The organism is Rhodococcus koreensis (assembly GCF_017068375.1).
GTDB lineage: Bacteria > Actinomycetota > Actinomycetes > Mycobacteriales > Mycobacteriaceae > Rhodococcus_F > Rhodococcus_F koreensis.
This window is the reverse complement of the sequence record NZ_CP070609.1, coordinates 2,089,036-2,106,003: the sequence shown is the minus strand read 5'-3', so window position 1 is coordinate 2,106,003 and position 16,968 is coordinate 2,089,036. Positions and strand designations below refer to the sequence as shown.

At 68.8% G+C, this 16,968-nt stretch carries 18 protein-coding genes; 8 read left to right on the top strand and 10 right to left on the bottom strand.

Translation table 11 applies throughout. From position 1 onward, the window contains the following. Positions 1-7 precede the first annotated feature (7 nt). The 3 genes from JWS14_RS09750 to JWS14_RS09740 are packed head-to-tail and all read right to left on the bottom strand — an operon-like array spanning position 8 to position 3,896. Positions 8-1,111, bottom strand: a complete 1,104-nt coding sequence (locus JWS14_RS09750; RefSeq protein WP_072940182.1) for an ATP-binding protein — start codon at positions 1,109-1,111, stop codon at positions 8-10. Beyond that, on the bottom strand, positions 1,108-2,583 hold the full coding sequence (locus JWS14_RS09745; RefSeq protein ID WP_206013035.1) for a DUF5691 domain-containing protein: 1,476 nt from the start codon (positions 2,581-2,583) through the stop codon (positions 1,108-1,110). The genes JWS14_RS09750 and JWS14_RS09745 overlap by 4 nt, the downstream gene beginning before the upstream one ends. Then, positions 2,580-3,896, bottom strand: a complete 1,317-nt coding sequence (locus JWS14_RS09740; protein WP_206013034.1) for an SWIM zinc finger family protein — start codon at positions 3,894-3,896, stop codon at positions 2,580-2,582. The genes JWS14_RS09745 and JWS14_RS09740 overlap by 4 nt, the downstream gene beginning before the upstream one ends. Positions 3,897-4,023: 127 nt before the next feature. Between JWS14_RS09740 and JWS14_RS09735 the strand changes: the two genes are divergently transcribed. Further along, complete coding sequence (locus JWS14_RS09735; protein WP_206013033.1) at positions 4,024-4,539, top strand: SRPBCC family protein; 516 nt, start codon at positions 4,024-4,026, stop codon at positions 4,537-4,539. A gap of 10 nt (positions 4,540-4,549) precedes the next feature. Here the strand turns inward: JWS14_RS09735 and JWS14_RS09730 are convergent, their stop codons facing one another. Further along, positions 4,550-4,906 carry an antibiotic biosynthesis monooxygenase gene (locus tag JWS14_RS09730; RefSeq protein WP_072940196.1) on the bottom strand — a complete coding sequence of 119 codons (357 nt, stop codon included), beginning with the start codon at positions 4,904-4,906 and terminating at the stop codon, positions 4,550-4,552. A gap of 69 nt (positions 4,907-4,975) precedes the next feature. After that, positions 4,976-5,479 (bottom strand): GNAT family N-acetyltransferase, encoded by a 504-nt coding sequence (locus JWS14_RS09725; protein ID WP_095862599.1) that lies wholly within the window; start codon positions 5,477-5,479, stop codon positions 4,976-4,978. A gap of 193 nt (positions 5,480-5,672) precedes the next feature. Here JWS14_RS09725 and JWS14_RS09720 point away from each other — a divergent pair, with 193 nt between their 5' ends. Genes JWS14_RS09720 through JWS14_RS09710 form a run of 3 tightly spaced genes read left to right on the top strand, consistent with a single transcriptional unit; the run spans position 5,673 to position 8,855 of the window. Then, complete coding sequence (locus JWS14_RS09720; protein WP_083395797.1) at positions 5,673-6,194, top strand: MarR family winged helix-turn-helix transcriptional regulator; 522 nt, start codon at positions 5,673-5,675, stop codon at positions 6,192-6,194. Beyond that, the gene (locus tag JWS14_RS09715) at positions 6,187-7,986 is read left to right on the top strand and encodes an AMP-dependent synthetase/ligase (protein WP_206013032.1); all 1,800 of its coding nucleotides are present in this window, start codon (positions 6,187-6,189) and stop codon (positions 7,984-7,986) included. The genes JWS14_RS09720 and JWS14_RS09715 overlap by 8 nt, the downstream gene beginning before the upstream one ends. Before the next feature lie 17 nt (positions 7,987-8,003). Continuing rightward, on the top strand, positions 8,004-8,855 hold the full coding sequence (locus JWS14_RS09710) for a patatin-like phospholipase family protein (RefSeq protein WP_072940204.1): 852 nt from the start codon (positions 8,004-8,006) through the stop codon (positions 8,853-8,855). A gap of 3 nt (positions 8,856-8,858) precedes the next feature. Here JWS14_RS09710 and JWS14_RS09705 read toward each other — a convergent pair whose 3' ends face one another. Beyond that, on the bottom strand, positions 8,859-10,106 hold the full coding sequence (locus JWS14_RS09705) for a lipase family protein (RefSeq protein ID WP_206013031.1): 1,248 nt from the start codon (positions 10,104-10,106) through the stop codon (positions 8,859-8,861). Positions 10,107-10,226: 120 nt separating this feature from the next. Between JWS14_RS09705 and JWS14_RS09700 the strand changes: the two genes are divergently transcribed. Next, positions 10,227-10,721, top strand: a complete 495-nt coding sequence (locus JWS14_RS09700; protein ID WP_072940209.1) for a GNAT family N-acetyltransferase — start codon at positions 10,227-10,229, stop codon at positions 10,719-10,721. A gap of 4 nt (positions 10,722-10,725) precedes the next feature. On the opposite strand, the gene JWS14_RS09695 is transcribed toward JWS14_RS09700, so the two are convergent. The 3 genes from JWS14_RS09695 to JWS14_RS09685 are packed head-to-tail and all read right to left on the bottom strand — an operon-like array spanning position 10,726 to position 12,951. Next, complete coding sequence (locus JWS14_RS09695) at positions 10,726-11,487, bottom strand: amino acid ABC transporter ATP-binding protein (RefSeq protein ID WP_072940212.1); 762 nt, start codon at positions 11,485-11,487, stop codon at positions 10,726-10,728. After that, positions 11,484-12,152, bottom strand: coding sequence for an amino acid ABC transporter permease (locus tag JWS14_RS09690; RefSeq protein WP_072940214.1), 669 nt, complete (start codon positions 12,150-12,152; stop codon positions 11,484-11,486). The genes JWS14_RS09695 and JWS14_RS09690 overlap by 4 nt, the downstream gene beginning before the upstream one ends. Positions 12,153-12,162: 10 nt before the next feature. After that, the gene (locus tag JWS14_RS09685; RefSeq protein WP_206013030.1) at positions 12,163-12,951 is read right to left on the bottom strand and encodes an amino acid ABC transporter substrate-binding protein; all 789 of its coding nucleotides are present in this window, start codon (positions 12,949-12,951) and stop codon (positions 12,163-12,165) included. Between the two features lie 98 nt (positions 12,952-13,049). On the opposite strand from JWS14_RS09685, the gene JWS14_RS09680 reads away from it, so the two are divergent. Then, positions 13,050-14,513, top strand: a complete 1,464-nt coding sequence (locus tag JWS14_RS09680; RefSeq protein ID WP_072940220.1) for a SulP family inorganic anion transporter — start codon at positions 13,050-13,052, stop codon at positions 14,511-14,513. Here the strand turns inward: JWS14_RS09680 and JWS14_RS09675 are convergent. Further along, positions 14,510-15,280 carry a deoxyribonuclease IV gene (locus JWS14_RS09675; protein WP_206013029.1) on the bottom strand — a complete coding sequence of 257 codons (771 nt, stop codon included), beginning with the start codon at positions 15,278-15,280 and terminating at the stop codon, positions 14,510-14,512. The genes JWS14_RS09680 and JWS14_RS09675 overlap by 4 nt on opposite strands. Before the next feature lie 198 nt (positions 15,281-15,478). Here JWS14_RS09675 and JWS14_RS09670 point away from each other — a divergent pair, with 198 nt between their 5' ends. Beyond that, complete coding sequence (locus tag JWS14_RS09670) at positions 15,479-15,727, top strand: helix-turn-helix transcriptional regulator (RefSeq protein ID WP_072940226.1); 249 nt, start codon at positions 15,479-15,481, stop codon at positions 15,725-15,727. Next, positions 15,727-16,962, top strand: a complete 1,236-nt coding sequence (locus tag JWS14_RS09665; protein ID WP_206013028.1) for a type II toxin-antitoxin system HipA family toxin — start codon at positions 15,727-15,729, stop codon at positions 16,960-16,962. Before JWS14_RS09670 ends, JWS14_RS09665 begins: the two co-directional genes overlap by 1 nt. The last annotated feature ends 6 nt before the right edge of the window (positions 16,963-16,968 follow it).

Genomic DNA, 16,968 nt, shown 5'->3' with positions numbered 1-16,968 from the left:
CCGGTGCTCACCCGGTGACCTCGCGGCACGCCCGGTAGAAGTCGGCCCAGCCCTCCCGTTCGCGGACCACGGCCTCGAGGTATTCCGTCCACACCACCCGGTCGGCCACCGGGTCCTTCAGTACGGACCCGAGGATGCCTGCGGCGACGTCGGAGGGACGGAGCACCCCGTCCCCGAAGTGCGCGGCGAGGGCGAGTCCGTTGGTGACCACGGAGATCGCCTCCGCCGTCGACAGCGTTCCGGATGGCGACTTCAGCTTGGTGCGACCGTCGCTCGTGGCGCCGGACCGCAGTTCCCGGAACACGGTGACCACACGCCGGATCTCGTCGTCCGTCGCCGGGACTGCCGGCAGTTCCAGGGAGGACCCGAGTTGCTCGACTCGCCGCGCGACGATGGCGACCTCGTCCTCCTCGTCGGCGGGCAGGGGCAGGACGACCGTGTTGAAACGCCTGCGCAGCGCGGAGGACAGGTCGTTGACGCCGCGGTCTCGGTCGTTGGCGGTGGCGATCAGGTTGAAACCCTTGGTGGCCTGCACCTCGGTGCCCAGTTCGGGGATCGGCAGCGTCTTCTCCGACAGCACGGTGATGAGCGCGTCCTGCACGTCGGCGGGAATGCGGGTCAGTTCCTCGACGCGCGCGATACGGCCACCCTGCATGGCCGTCATCACCGGGGACGGAACGAGTGCGCCCGCGGTCGGACCCTCGGCGAGGAGCCTCGCGTAGTTCCAGCCGTACCGGATGGCCTCCTCGGGTGTGCCCGACGTTCCCTGGACGAGCAGGGTCGACTCGCCGGACACCGCAGCCGACAGGTGTTCGGACACCCACGTCTTGGCGGTTCCGGGCACGCCGAGCAGAAGCAGTGCGCGGTCGGTGGCGAGCGTCGCGACCGCTACCTCGATCAGCCGCCGGGGACCGACGTACTTGGGGGTGATGACCGTGCCGTCGTCGAGTTCGCCGCCGAGCAGGTACGTCACGACCGCCCACGGCGACAACTTCCACGACGGTGGCCGGGGCCGGGTGTCCTGCGCGGCGAGGGCGGCGAGTTCGTCGGCGTAGGCCTGCTCGGCGTGGGGTCGTAGCAGGTCGGCCGGGCCGGCCGCGATCTCGGTCACTCGAACTCCTTCAGGACTGTTCTGCGATGGTCGATGTTGGCGGCGACAGTGGCGAACGCCTGCTGCCAGCCCGGGTCACGGGTGCGTTCGGCGGCCGCCCGGAGCAGCGGCGCCGCAGCGAACGGGAAGTGTGTCTCCGCGCTGCGGAGGGTCGAATAGTGGCTGTGCCGGGAGAACTGACCGAGGTCCTTGCCGGTCTCGGCGTGCCGCCCGGCCACGTCCTCGAGGCGGGCGATCACCCGTTCGGCGAGGTCCAGCGGCCACGGGTGGGGGAGCCCCTCGAACAGTGCGGCGCCGTCGACGCCCAGCAGGTAGCTGTCGGCGTGGCCCGACAGAATGTAGGCGAGCCGCTCGCGGGCGGGGACGATCGGCACCACGCGACGTTCGGTTTTCCGTCCCTCACGGTGCAGCAGGGCGGACGCCCAGCGCGGATTGCGCTGGAGCACGGTGGCGTTGGTCCACGCCTCCATCATCACCTCCCGCCACTGGTCTTCGATCCGGATCTCCCACGCGCCGGAGGCCGAGCCGATCATGCCTTCCCACACCGGCAAGGGGGCGGCGGTGACCACCATCCGCAACCACCAGCTGCGGATTCCCTTGTTCTTGAAGTGGACGTCCTCGATTCCGTCGCGACGGGCCGAATCGTCCAGGGAACCCGGCATGTTCACCACGAGGCGGGTGCGCAACGGCTTCTTCTCCACCCGCACCCACGCGCGGGCGCGGGCGGCCATCCGCTCGGCGTACGCGGAGTTCGGCAGCTGCCGCAGCAACTGGACCGCCTGCTGCCGCACCTCTTTCCGCCGGTCGTCGAGTGCCCGCTCGAGCAGGTCCGAGTCGGCGTCGCCGAGCCCCGTGCCCAGGACCGCGATGAACGCCGCCCGGTGCTCGCCCCGTTCGGAATCCCAGGTGCGACGCAGTTCGGCCAGCGCGATCGCCGGGTTCACCGCCCGCATCGTCGTGAGCCAGAGCAGCCGTTCCAGGTGCGCGCCGTGCGTCCACACGTCGGTGCGATCGGACCGCCGGACCAGCATCGACCAGTCCGGGTTCTGGGCGGCGAGCCACTGGCCGCGGGGGCCTGCCAATCGCAGGATGCTCTCGCGGTGGGTGTCGTTCGTGCGTGCCACCGCCATCAGGTCGGCGACGAGATGATCGGGCGCGCGGTATCCCCGCTCGGCGACCACCGCAAACCACTCGGTGAGCGTCCACGATTTGGCGGCGAGCAACTGCATCAGGTGCGCGGCGGACGCGGACGGCAACTGCAGCCGCGGATCGTCCTCGGCGGGCGCGGGCAGCACGCGGGTGGAGGCGGCGACTCCGCCGTCGCGGTACGCGTTCTCGAGCGCGGCGGCGCCCAGCAGGGTCTCCGCCGGGTCACCACCGACCGACTGCGCCAGTTCGCCGGTGGCCAGACCCTCGAACGAGGGAGTGGAACGTGCCGTGCCGAGCAGTGCGGCGGACAGGAGTTCGCTCATCGCCGACTCCCCGCGGTCGACGGCGCGGCGGCCACGAGCGGGTACACGTCGCCGCGATCGAACACCGACACGGGAACGAGGGAGTCGCTGTTCCACTCCCCGAACACGGTGACGGGACTGCCGCCGGACATTCCGAGCAGCCGCCACAGGACCGGGTCCTCGCCGGACAGCGGCAGCGCGCGGCCCTGCCCGCCGACGACGAACCAGTTCCCGTCGTCGTATGCCGGGGTGACTCCGGTGAGCAGGGCGGGCCACGAGCGGATCCACGGGTCGGCTCCGACCGCGGCGGCGAAGTCGTCGAGTGCGGTGTCGATGTCGCTCGGTGCGACCGTCGTGAACGGTTCGGGCGGCTCGTGGGTGTCGCCGAACTGGGCGCGCAGGGGCGCGGCGCCGGGGTAGAAGTGCAGGGTGGCGTCGACGAGCGATCCGAGCGGCGGGATCACCGTCGAGAAGTTGGCGGAGCCGTGCGCGAAGTCCAGGAGGATCGCGCGCCGACCGTGGTCGCGGCCGAGCAACCACACCTTGCGGGTGAAGAGGCGCTTCTCCTCGGTGGTCTGCATGCCCAGGACCATCCACCGGTCGCGGACTCCCGGCTCGGCGCGCACGCTGTCGGTGGCCACCGGGTAGCCGACGTGCGAGCGCACCGATGCCTGCAACGGTTCCGGTAGTTCGCTCAGGCGGCGATGGGCGACGACGAGAAGGTGCAGCCTGGCGTATTCGCGGAGCAACCGGTCCGGCCAGTCGGCGCGGGTGGCCACGACGATCGGAAGGCGGCGCAGGGCGGACGCGACGCCCGGCGCCTGTGCGTCGACCATGCGGGCCGCGATGGCGTCGAACGCGGACGCCGAGATGTCGGCCGCGCCGAGCCCGCCCCGGATCTGGTCGGTGAGCCACAGGTCGAGTTCGTCGAGGCCCGCCGCCACTCGTTCCGCTCGGCGTTCGGTGGCCTTCGCACCGGTCGTCCTCGTGGCCGCCGCGGGCACGGCCCGCCCGGCCCGCCGGCTCAGCCAGTCGTTCGCGAACTCGGGCGGTTCGGACTGCTCCGGAACCCGGCCCTGCGACCAGATCAGCAGCAGCCCGAGCGTGTGCTTGCACGGAAACTTCCGGCTCGGGCACGAGCAGTGGTACGCCGGACCGGTGAGGTCGACGACCGATCGGTAGGGGCTCTTGCCGCTGCCCTGGCACAGTCCCCACAGTGCGTCGCCGTTGCCGCCCGTCTGCGTCCACGCGGCCGACAGCTTTGCGGCGGCAGCGAGCGAGCCGGCATCGGGCGCCACCGATGCGACCTGTCCCTCCGACCAAGGCGACGTCACTCCGCCACCGTAGGGGAGTTGTCCGACAGAAAGGGAGGAGGGTGCGCGGAATTGTCCGCCAACTTCGGTGTGGACGCCGGTCTCGCGTGTCAAGCTGTCGTCAGGTGCGACAGCGAGGAGTGGGCCGGTGATCCACGGAAGGTATTTCGAGTTCAAGGGTCGTCCCGCCGTGCGGTTCCGGTGCACGTACCCGTTCGCCGTGCAGAGGCTGTGGGAGGCCGTGTCGGAGCCGGACGAACTCGCGCACTGGTTTCCGTCTCGGGTCCGGCTCGACACCTACGCCGGCGGCGACATCGAATTCTTCCCGGACCCGCACAGCGACCCCGAGACGGGGACGGTCCTGGTGTATGGCGCGCCGTGCACCCTGGCGTTCACCTGGGGCGGGGACGAGATCCACTTCGAGGTCGAGCCGACCGCGGAGGGGTGCGCACTGACGCTCGTGAATGTTCTCGAGGTCCGCAACACGGCGGCCAGGAACGCCGCCGGGTGGAGTGTCTGTCTCGCCGACCTCGACCGGCACCTCGACGGGGCGGACACGCCAGGCCACCGTCGCGATGCGTCCGCGGACTGGCGGCCGTTCTATCAGACCTATCTGGGGGAGGGGATGCCGGCGGGGGCCCCGATCCCGGGGGAGTCCGCCTGACGGCGGTTCGTCAGAGCCGGGGACGCTCGAACAGGCTCTCCACGTTCGACGCCGGCTCGTTCGGCGCCTCGACCGCGATGTTGCCGCCGGTCCTGAGCCACCCGTTCCTCAGCGACGACGTCAACCAGTTGTCGAGTGCGGCTTGGGTTTCGAACTTCAGGACGATCACGCAGACATCGGAGGTGCTGCTCTCCTTGAGCCACCCCCCGCCGAGGAATCCGGGGAACAGACGGGCGAGTCCGAGCCCGGTCTGAATCCAGTCGGCGAACTCCTCGTCGCAGCCGCGGAGGACCCGGCGGACGATGGTCGTCGTGACGGACGCATCCACAGGCTCGCCTGCCCTGGCGCCGTCGGCCGCGTTCTCCATCGTTTCCCTACCTCGGTTCCGGCTCACCCCCGTGACATGTTCCACCTCAAACTACCAGCGGATTCGACGTCACAGGTCGTAGAAGGGCGCGGCGTACCGGAACGTGCCGGTGATGGACGGATCCCAGCATGCGAGCCGGCGTACCTGGAAGTGGGACGACCACGACGGCTGGTCCGGCTCGATCCCGACCGACGTTCCGGAGACGAAGCCGAACCGCGGGTAGTAGTCGAGGTGACCGAGCAGTGCGACGAGCGGTTCGTCCCTGGCGTCGGCGCCGCCGAGCACGGCGTGCATCAGCGCCGAACCCACCCCGTCGCGCTGGAGACCGGGGAGGACGCCGATCGGGCCGAGTGCGAGTACGTCCGTGGCGTCGACGGTCGCGCGGGTCAGGCAGACGTGGCCGACGACGGTTCCGTCGATTTCGGCGACGAGGGCCAGTTGCGGAATCCAGTCGTCGCTCGACCGCAACCGGGTCACGAGTCCGACTTCGACGGGAGCGTCGCCGTCGAAAGCCTGCCGGTGCACCTCGGCCACCGCGTCGACGTCGCCTGCATTCTCGCGTCTGATCAGCATTCGCACACAGTGCATCGGCCGGGCCGCAGGCCGCAACGGATTTTCCGGCGCCGGCCGTTGTCCGGCCGGTAGCGGTGCGCGAAAAGCGTTCTCCAATTGTGACCGTGTGACGTTTGCGGCCGAATGAATTTCCGGCGCATCGGTAGCAGTATGGGCAGAACGTGAGTCGAGCGAAGGACAACGGGAATCGGGGGTGCGGGTGGTCGACGCCAGGGTGGTCGGATATAGTTGCGGTGTGCAACACAACGAGGTCGAGCCGGAGGAAACGCCCGCGTCGGGCGTGGTGGCCGTCCATGACGAACTCGTCCGCCTCGTCCGTCAACTGGTCGCCGGTGACCGCCCTCCCGTCGGATCCCCGACGTTCGCTCAACATTCGCTGCTCTCCTTCGTCGCCCGCAATCCGGGTTGCCGGGCCACCCAGATCTCGGACGCGTTCGGCGTGCACCGCTCCACCGTGTCGCGTCAACTCCGGGGCTGCATCGACGAGGGCTGGGTGCACGCCGAACCGGGACCGCTGCGCAGCGGTCACCCGTTGAGCCTCACCGACGGCGGCGTCGCGGTGCTGGCCGGCGCCGACGCCCGCCGGGTGGAGGAAGTCCGCGACCGGGTGGCCTCGTGGTCGGACGCCGAGATCGCCGCGTTCGCCCGGCACCTCCGTAAGTTCCGCCAGGGCGGCGACGCAGACGACAGCATCGGAGACGGCACCCGTGCGTGAGTACACCAGCGCCCCGACGTTCACCGTGTCGGACCACGAGAACGCCGTGCTCCGGGTGTTCGCGCACGCCGAGAGCTACCCGGATCGGGTGATGTACACGCGTCCGGAGTCCGGCGGGTGGGTCGACGTGACGGCCAAGGACTTCGGTGCACTCGTCACCGGGGTCGCGAAGGGTCTGATCGCCAACGGGGTACGCCCCGGCGACCGGGTGGCACTGCTGTCGTCGACCAGATTCGAATGGTCGCTGCTCGACTACGCGATCTGGGCGGCGGGCGCGGCGTCCGTCCCGATCTACGACTCCTCCTCGCACGACCAGATCCGGTGGATCATCGAGGATTCGGGGGCCGTGGCCGCGCTCGTGGAGACCCCGGCCCACGCGTCGAGTTTCGAGGGTGACGGCATCCCCTACACGCTGAAGCGCATCCTCACCATCGACGAGGACGCGGTGGGCACGCTCATCACGGACGGGTTGTCGATCGACGATTCCGAGGTGTTCAAGCGGGTGGTGGCGCTGACCGCCAACGATCTCGCCTCACTCGTGTACACGTCCGGCACCACGGGTCGTCCCAAGGGCTGCATCCTCACCCACCGGAACTTCCTGTCGGAGGTGCGGTCGCTGCTCGCGGCGCCGATCGGCGACGTCGCCCGGCCGGGCAACCGCGTGCTGACGTTCCTTCCGCTGGCGCACGTGCTGGCGCGGGCGGTGTCGCTGGCGATGTTCGAAGGCGGGGCGACGCAGGCGCACTGGTCCGACTTCGGCACGGTCACGGGTGAATTCGAACGTTTCCGGCCCAACACCATCCTCGGTGTTCCCCGCGTGTTCGAGAAGGTGCGGGACGGCGCGGCGCGCAAGGCGGCGTCGGGTGGAGGCCTGCAGAAGCGGATCTTCGACTTCGCCGAGTCCACGGCGGTGGCGTACAGCGAGGCCCAGGACACCGGCGGTGCGCCGCTGCGGCTCCGGCTCGAGCACGCGGTCGCCGACAAACTCGTCTACGCGAAACTCCGTGCCGCCCTGGGCGGCGACTGCTGGTGGGCGATCTCGGGTGGCGGGGCGCTCATGCCCAGGCTCGGCCATTTCTTCCGCGGCATCGGGGTTCCGGTCTACGAGGGCTACGGACTCACCGAATCGACGGCCGCGCACTGCGTCAACGTCCCCGGCGCCCAGCGGATCGGGACGGTCGGTCAGCCGCTGGGCGGCAACAGTGTGCGCATCGCCGAGGACGGCGAGATCGAACTGCGCGGCGGCGTCGTGTTCGGCGGCTACTGGCGCAACGAACACGCCACCCGGGAAGTGCTGGACGACGGCTGGTTTCGCACCGGCGACCTCGGCGACCTGGACGAGGGCGGCTATCTCACCATCACCGGTCGGAAGAAGGATCTGCTGATCACCGCCGGCGGCAAGAACGTGTCACCGGGTCCGCTCGAGGACCGGCTGCGCTCGCATCCCCTCGTCTCGCAGGCGGTGGTGGTGGGCGACGGCCGCCCGTTCATCGGGGCCCTGCTGACCGTGGATCCGCCGGAATTCGGCAAGTGGAAGGCCGCGCACGGCAAGCCGTCCGAAGCCACGGTGGCGGACCTGCGTGACGACGAGGAACTGCGCGGAGACCTGCAGGACGCCGTGGACGACGCGAACACCACCGTCTCGCACACGGAGTCGATCAAACGGTTCGTCGTGCTGGCCCGCGACCTCACGGAGGCCGGCGGGGAGCTGACCGCCACCCTGAAGATCAAGCGGCCCGTGGTGACCGAGCGCTTCGCGGACGACATCGCGAGCCTGTACCGCCGGGGCTGACCGGCTACGGTGGCGGCATGACAACAGCTTTCGTTCTGTCGGGTGGGGCGAGCCTCGGGGCAATCGAGGTCGGAATGCTGCAGACCCTGATCGGCAGGGGAATTCGGCCGGACCTCATCGTCGGCACGTCCGTCGGTGCGCTCAACGGCGCCTGGCTCGCCGGCGGTTCCTCCGACGCGGACCTGCGCGAACTGGCCGACCTGTGGCGCGGTCTCACCCGCAGCGCGGTGTTTCCCGCCGGATTGCTCACCGGGTTCACCGGTTTCGTCGGGCTCCGCAACCACCTGGTCTCCAACCGCGCCATCAGGAAGTTGCTGGCGCAGCATCTGCGGTTCGAACGGATGGAGGATGCGCCGATCCCGCTGCACGTCATCGCCGTCGACGTGCTCACCGGCAAGGACGTCCGGCTGTCGACGGGGCCTGCCGTCGACGCCGTCACCGCCAGCGCGTCGCTGCCCGGCATCCTCCCACCCGTGGTGATCGACGGCCGGGCGCTGATGGACGGCGGGGTCGTCAACAACACCCCCATCTCCCATGCGATCGAACTGGGGGCGACGACCGTGTGGGTACTGCCCACCGGATATGCCTGCACCCTGTCGAAGGTCCCCGGAAGTGCGCTGGGCATGGGGTTGCTCGGGGTGACGCTCGCGATCAATCAGCGGCTCGCCCTCGACATCGAGCGGTACGAGAGCGTCGCGGACATCCGGGTGGTGCCCCCGCTGTGCCCGCTGGACACGAGTCCCGCCGATTTCGGCGACGCCGACGAACTGATCACGCGGGCGCGGGAGCAGACCGCGACGTGGCTCGACGAGGCACGCGTCGCCGGGGTCGGGCAGGCCGATCTGCTGCTGCCGCACGGGCACGGGTAGCCGTCAGCGGCACCCCGCGGGCGCAGGCACTCCGGCCAGCCGGTCGTCGATCCAGCGCACCACCTCGGGCAACGCGAACACGGCGGCGGTGAGGTGCTCGCCGAACTGCGGGGCATAGGTGACGTCGGCACCGCCGCGGCACCACTCCTGCTGCAGTGTGATCACCCCGTCCTCCGGGATCCACTCGTCGCCGAGGAACACTCGCGACGACCCGTGATACAGCAGCACCGGCGCGGTCGGGGTGAGCGCGCCCATCCTGTTCTCGGCGACCACCGTTCGGGCTGTGGGATTGCCGAACGGGTCGGGGACGGCGGCGAACAGTTCGGCGGGCAGCGAGGCGACCCCGGCCGGTGCGAGGGCCAGGATGCACTGGTCCTTCAGCGGCGACGTCGCCAGCACCACACCGAGCGGATTCGCCAGCATCAGCATCTCCGGGTATTCGCGGGCGAGCCCGAGGACGGCGGACAGGTACACACCCGAACCGAGTTGGCCGTTCATCGTCCTGCGGAGCAACCCGAAATCGGCGGGGGTCCCGCCCGCGGCGGCGCCGGCGAGTTGCACGTCCGGTGCGTACGTCGGCTGCAGTTGCGCCGCCCAGCCGGTGGCGATCGCACCACCGCTGTATCCGGTCGCGAGAACCGGGCTGTCCGAGAGCCCGAGGCCGGGCAGCCGCCTCATGCCGCGGATGCTGTCGAGCACGGCATGACCCGCCATCCGCCCCGCGCTGTACGCCATCCGTGGTCCCTGGTGGTCGGGCACGAGCACCGCGTAGTTCTTCGCGAGGAAGAGCGAGAGCACCGGTGGGATGTCCAGGTCGAGGGTCTGCCAGTCGTGCACCATCTTGTAGGACGGTGTGCACCGGGCGCCCAGCGAGTCGATGGGCATGTTGTAGTCGACCACCGGTCTCGGACCCGGCGCGGTCCACTCCGCCGTCGGCACCAGCACCGTCGCGGTCACCGGCACGGGGCGGTCCTTGGAATCGTTGGAACGCACCATGATCTGGTGGGCCCGGTGCGGCACCAGCGGGTTCGGCACCGCCCGGAGCGTCACTTCCCGTGAGCGGATGATCTCGCCGGCCGCGAACTCCGCGACGTTCGGCGGCCACACGAAGAAGTCGTCGTCCAGGATGGGGGACGGGAGAATGGATTCGGGCCCGAGGGGCTGGGCGGCCGCGCGCGGAGGGTGGGTGCACACATACGCGGCCGCGCAGGTGGACAGTGTCATCAGGACCACCGCACGAAACAGGTTCATCGCTACCACCGCCCTGAGGTAACTGTCCCAGGATGTAACTGTAACTCCAGTCACATCGTCGCAGATAGACACGGCTACAGCGGTGGTTTGTTTTCGCAGCGGGATGGTTACTGTGTGTGCATGGCGGTCACCGTGGAGCGGGCAGAACTCGAGCAGGCTGAAGACATCGTTCAGATGCACTGGGACGCAGAGGATTGGCTCCTGGCCAGGGAAATCGATCCGCCCGCCCGCGGTGAGGTCTCGCTCGCCGACGTGCGTGAGCAGATCGAGTTCGGGGAATGGCGGGTCGCGCTGTTCGCGGGGATCGTGGTGGGGGCGCTCCGGGTGCTGCGATCCGATCCGGACGTGTGGCTCGAGGACGACATTCCGGCCGCCTACGTCGCCCGGGTCATGACCGACCGCAGGCACGCCAGCGCCGGACTGGGCGCCCAGTTGCTGCGGTGGGTCGACGAGCACGCCCGCTCCGAGGACGCGTCCGTCGTGCGGATCGAATGCGTCGAAACCAACGCCCGGCTCCGCGACTACTACGAGGAGCAGGGATTCTTCCTGGTGGGTCGCCGGGACTTCGACGTGGAGTGGCCGAGCGTCGTGCTGATGGAGAAATCGCTGCGCTGACCGTTCACAGCGGGTCGAGGATCCGGTGCAGGAACTGTCGTAGTCGCGGGCTGGTCGGATTGACGAGTACGTCTTTCGGGGTGCCGCGTTCGAGTACGACACCGTTGTCGACGAACAGCACCTGGTCGGCCACCTGCTGCGCGAACCGGATCTCGTGGGTCACGATCACCATCGTCCAGCCCTCGGTCGCGAGATCCCGGATCACCCGCAACACCTCGCCGACCAGTTCCGGGTCGAGCGCGGACGTGGGCTCGTCGAACAGCATCAGTTTCGGCTTCAGGGCGAGCGCCCGGGCGATACCGACCCTCTGCTGCTGACCGCCCGACAACTCGTACGGGTACTGGTCCGCCTTCTCCGCGAGACCGACCTGCGTCAGCAACCGCATCGCGTCCGCACGCGCCTCGGCCTTGGGCCGCTTCTGCACCACGATCGGGCCCTCGGTGACGTTCTGGATCGCCGTCTTGTGCGGAAACAGATTGTGGGCCTGGAACACCATGCCGCTCTGCGCGCGGAACCTGGCCAGCGCCGACCGGCCCACCTCGGCGCCGAAGTCCACCGACTCGTCACCGATGGAGATCACCCCGCGGTCCGCCACGTCCAGGGCATTGAGGGTCCGCAACACCGTCGTCTTGCCGGAGCCCGACGGTCCGATGATGACGGTCACCGTGCCCGCCCCGACGTCGAAGCTGATGTCGCGCAGAACGTGATGGTCGCCGAACGACTTCTCGACGCCGGATACCTGAAGCAGGGGAGGGGTGTCGGTCATCGGGCCACATACCTGTCGAGTCGGGCTTCGAGCCGGACCTGGACGGCCGACAAGAAGATACAGATCACCCAGTAGTACAGCGCGGCGATGCCGTAGAGGGCGAAGAAGTCGAACGTCGGTGCGGCCGCGAGCTGGGCGACGCGCAGCAACTCGGTCACCAGGATCGTCGACGCCAGCGACGTGTCCTTCACCAGTGAGATCAGCGTGTTGGACAGCGGCGGGACGGCCACCCGCGTGGCCTGCGGCAGCACGATCCGCTGCAGCGTGGTGGTGTAGCCCATGCCGATGGTCTGCGCGGCTTCCCACTGTCCCTTGGGGATCGACAGGATCGCCGCCCGGATCACCTCGGCCGCGTAGCCGCCGACGTTGAGGCTGAACGCGATCACCGCGGCCGGGAACGGTTCGAGCGTCACACCGAACTGCGGCAGCGCGTAGAACACGATGAACAACTGCACCAGCAGCGGGGTGCCGCGGATGATGGAGACGTAGAAGCGGGCCAGCATCGACAGCGGTCTGATCGACGAGATCCGGGCGAGCGCCACCAGCAACGCGATCACCAGACCGATGGTGAAGCTGATGATCGTCAGCGGAATCGTCATGGTGATCGTGGCCTTCAGCATCGGCCACAGGTTGTCCAGGATCAGCTGGACCGTTGCGTCGTCCACGGGCAGGCTCTCAGTTGGTCGGTGCCGACACGTCGGTGCCGAAGTACTTCTGCGAGATCTGTGCGAGCGTTCCGTCGGCGCGCAGTTCGTCCAGGGCCTTGTCGATGTCGGGTATCAGGCCGCTGTCCTTGCGGGCCGCGAACGCCTGCTCGCTCGTGTCCCCGGTCTCGGCGGCGACCTTCACCCCGGTGTCGCCGGTCTGCTTCTGGTATTCGGCGACGGCCAGATTGTCGTTGACGGTGGCGTCCACCCGGCCGTCCTTGAGCAGCGTGATGGCCTGCACGAAGCCCTCGACGGATTCGACGTTCGCGCCCGCGTCCCTGGCCACCTGCGCCCAGTTGCTCGTCGCGGACTGCGCCGTCGTCTTGCCGTTCAGGTCGGCGAGCGAGGTGATGGCGTTGTCGTCGGCGCGGGTGACGATCACACCCTCGGAGTAGGTGTAGGGCGTCGACAGGTCGTACTTCTGGGTGCGCTCGTCGTTGACGGTCACCTGGTTGGCGACGAGGTCGTAGCGTTTCGCCTCGAGCCCCGCGAAGATGGAGTCCCACGGGGTCTGGGTGAACTCGACGGACACGCCGAGTTTGTCGCCGACCGCGCGGATGACGTCGACGTCGTACCCAGTGAGCTGACCGTCGGGACCCTGGTAGCTGAACGGTGTGTACGTGCCCTCGGTGCCGACCTTCAGGACGCCGGCCTCGCGAACCTGGTCGATGACCGGCCCCGAGTCGGAGTTCCCACACCCCGCCAGCGACAGCGCGGTCAGGACGGTGATCAGGACGGCCGGAAGTGTGGGTCGCACGGGGTTCCTCCTCTGTCGGCGGATCAGCTAACCGTACTGGTCGAACGCCGCCCGGATAGGATCTTCGGGTCCCGTTCAGGAAGAAGGATTGTCTCACCGTGCCCTCTCTCGCTCTCCGACGGCCGGTGTGGCTGCATCCGACAGTGTTTCGTATCGAGTCGTTGTCCGCGCTCGTCGTGGCGATGGCCCTCATCCCGGAGGCGTTGTCGTTCTCCATCATCGTGGGGGTCGATCCGCGGGTGGGCTTGTTCACCGCCGCGATCATGGCGATGACCATCGCGTTCACCGGCGGCCGTCCCGCGATGATCTCCGCGGCCACCGGTTCGGTGTCGCTGGTGCTGGCCCCGCTCATGGCGTCGCACGGGTTGCAGTACCTCATTGCGGCGGTCTTCCTCGGCGGTGCGATGCAGATCGTCCTCGCCGTCCTCGGCGTGGCGCGGCTCATGCGGTTCCTGCCCCGCAGTGTGATGGTCGGCTTCTGCAATGCGCTGGGAATCCTCATCTTCGTGCACCAGTTTCCGTATCTGACGAACGTGCCGTGGGCGGTGTACGCGCTCCTCGCCGCCGGTCTCGCGTTGCTCGTGTGGATTCCCCGGCTGACCACGGCCGTGCCCGCGCCGCTGCTCGTGATCGTCGGACTCACCGCGTTCACCGTCCTCGCCGGTGTCGCGGTGCCGACCGTCGGGGATCAGGGCGAACTGCCCGACGGCCTGCCGACTCTCATCGGGTTGCCGGACGTTCCGCTCACGGTCGACACCCTGCGCATCATCGCGCCGTTCGCGCTGGCGATGGCCGTCGTCGGACTCCTCGAATCGTTGATGAGCGCCAAACTCGTGGACTCGGTCACCGACACGCATTCGGACAAGACGCGTGAGTCGTGGGGGCAGGGCGTCGCGAACATCGTGACCGGGCTCTTCGGCGGCATGGGCGGGTGCGCGCTGATCGGGCAGACCATCATCAACGTCAAGACCGGTGGGGCGCGAACCCGGTTGTCGACGTTCCTGTCGGGTGCGTTTCTGCTGATTCTCGTGGTCGGTCTCGGCGACGTGGTGGGAACCATTCCGATGGCGGCGCTCGTCGCCGTGATGGTGCTGGTGGCCGCCACGACCTTCGACTGGCACAGCGTCCGCACACTCCGGCGGATGCCGCTGAGCGAGACGCTGGTGATGCTCAGCACCGTCGCGGGCACCCTGGCCACGGACAATCTCGCGATCGGCGTGGGTGTCGGTGTGCTCGTCGCGATGGTGCTGTTCGCGCGCCGGGTGGCGCACATGGTGGACGTGCGCGGCGAACTCGACGGCGACGTGAAGACGTACCGGGTGAGCGGTCAGCTGTTCTTCGCCTCGTCCAACGACCTCGTGTTCTCGTTCGACTACGCGGACGACCCCGGCCGCGTGGTCATCGATCTGTCGGGCGCCACCATCTGGGACGCCTCCACCGTGGCCGCGCTCGACGGCATCACCACGAAGTACGCGAGCCGCGGCACCGACGTCACCGTGGAGGGCCTGAATCCGGTCAGCGAGGAGCGGTACCGCAGGCTGACCGGCCGGCTGGGCGACTAACCGACGGTCTCCCGCAGATACACGAGGTCCTCGGACAGCCCCTCCTCCGGCGTCTCGAGGACGACGGGTGCGCCGGCGGTCCGCACGACCTCGGCGAGCAGTTCGGGGTCGATGGTTCCGTCGGCGAGGTTGGCGTGCCGGTCGCGGGCCGAGTCGAACTCGTCACGGGAGTTGTTGAGGTGCACCAGGTCGATGCGGCCGGTGATGGCCTTGATGCGTTCGACGACTCCCACCAGATCCTCGCCGCCCGCCCACGCGTGGCAGGTGTCGAGGCAGAAGCCGGCGCCGAAATCGCCGACCTCCTGCCACAGCCGGTCGATGGCGTCGAAGTGCCGCGCCATCGCGAAGTCGCCGCCGGCGGTGTTCTCGATGAGGATGGGGACGGGGAATCCGCCCTTGTCGGCCTGGCGTTCGAACAGTTTGCGCCAGTTGATAATTCCCGCGTTCACGTCCTCGCCGTCGCGGACGTGCCCGCCGTGGACCACCAGTCCGAACGCGCCGATGTCGGCGGCGGCCTGGGCTTGCTGCGCGACGGCGTTGCGGGAGGGCATCCGGAGCCGGTTGTTGAGGCTGGCCACGTTGATCACGTACGACGAGTGCACGACCACGTCGATGGGGCTGTCGCGGATCTCGTCGGTCCGCGGATGCGTCGGGGGCTTCTCCCATTTCTGCGGGTCCGTGAGGAACATCTGAATGACGTCGGCGCCGAGCCGTTCGCCGTATCCGATCGGATCTTCGTCCTGGCGGACGTGTGCTCCTATGCGCATGTAACCAGGGTAGGGGGTGGGTGCCGCGACGTTGCCTGTGCTTGCGATCGCAGGCGTAAAGGGGAGTTCGCGCTTGTTTTCATCGACTTCCATCATTAAGCCTGCGTTCGCAGTCATAGTCATGGACTTCGGGGCAGAATCGGCGCACACTGGCGTTAAGCATCCGACGACAAGCATTGACATGATCAGGAGGCTGCCATGGCTACCCCACGCCGCCGCGAGCGAACCGAGACCGGCGGGATCTCCGACGGATTCGTGGCACGGCGACACCAGCTCGGGTTGACGCAGGCCGAGCTCGCCGACCTGGCCGGCGTGTCGAGGTCGAGTGTGCAGTCGATCGAATCGGGCCGCGGGACAGTCCAGCTGGATCTCGTCGACGCCGTCGCAGACGCCATGGGATGCCGCCTGGCGCTCGTCACTCGCGCGGGCGTGGAGGTGACAGTCTGATGGTCGAGAACCTCAGCGGCGTCGACCGGGCCGACGTCTACAAGGGTGACCGCCTCGCGGGCACTCTCGTGCGGGAGGGAGGGGACGTCGTCTTCCGTTACGACCCCTCCTACCTGCAGGACCCCGGCGCCCCGCAGGTCGCGTGGACGATCCCCACCACGTCGGCCGAGGTCCGTGCCAGCGGGGGCAGCGTCCCGCCGTTCTTCGCGGGTCTGCTCCCGGAGGGGATCCGGCTGCGGGGCGCGGTCGCGGCCACCAAGACGTCCGAGGACGATCACCTCACGATCCTGATGGCGGTCGGAGCCGACACGATCGGCGACGTGCGCGTCCTGCCCGCCGGGGTGCCGCCGCCCGAGACAGCACCCGTGTTCGACCCCGACGCGGTCGAACGACAGGACCTGCGGGCGCTGTTCGAGCACATGTCGGGGCACGAGGCCGTGAAGCTGGACCCCACCTCGCTGCCCGGGGTGCAGGCGAAGGTGTCGGCCCAGATGTACTCGACACCGATCGCGACCGAGAAGGGTCCGGCCATTCTCAAACTCTCACCCCCGCAGGGGTACCCGCAGTTGGTCGAGAACGAGCACTTCTTCATGGGACTCGCCGCGCAGTGCGGGTTGCCCGTCGCCGACCACCAACTGGTGCACGACGGCAAGGGCAATGCCGGCCTGCTCGTCGCGCGTTTCGACCGGCGAGTCGATGCGTCCGGCCGTGTCATCCGCACCCCGCAGGAGGATGCGTGCCAGGTGATGGGGATGTTCCCCGCAGCCAAGTACCGGCTGAAGACCGAGAACGTGATCACCGCACTCGCAGGCGTGTGTGAGCGCGGCGGCGGATCGGCGCGCGTCGCCACCCTGGAACTACTTCGGCTGGTGGCCTATTCGTACGCGATCGGCAACGGCGACCTGCACGGCAAGAACTTCTCGGTACAACTCGCCGAATCGGGGTTGTGGAGCGTCACACCCGCCTACGACCTCCTCTGCACCCAGCCGTACCTCGGGTGGCGCGACCCGATGGCCCTCGACTTCTACGGCAAGGCGAACAAACTCAACCGCAGGCACTTCGTCGAATGCGGGGGCAGGCTCGGTGTTCCCGAACGCGCCGTCACCAGAATGCTCGACGGCGTCCGCAAGGGCATCGGGCGTGGAATCGGAGACATCGAGTCGATCGGCTTCACCTCGAAGGAGAACACGCTGCTGCGCACACTGATGGAACGGCGTTCGGACGAACTGGGCTGAACCGGC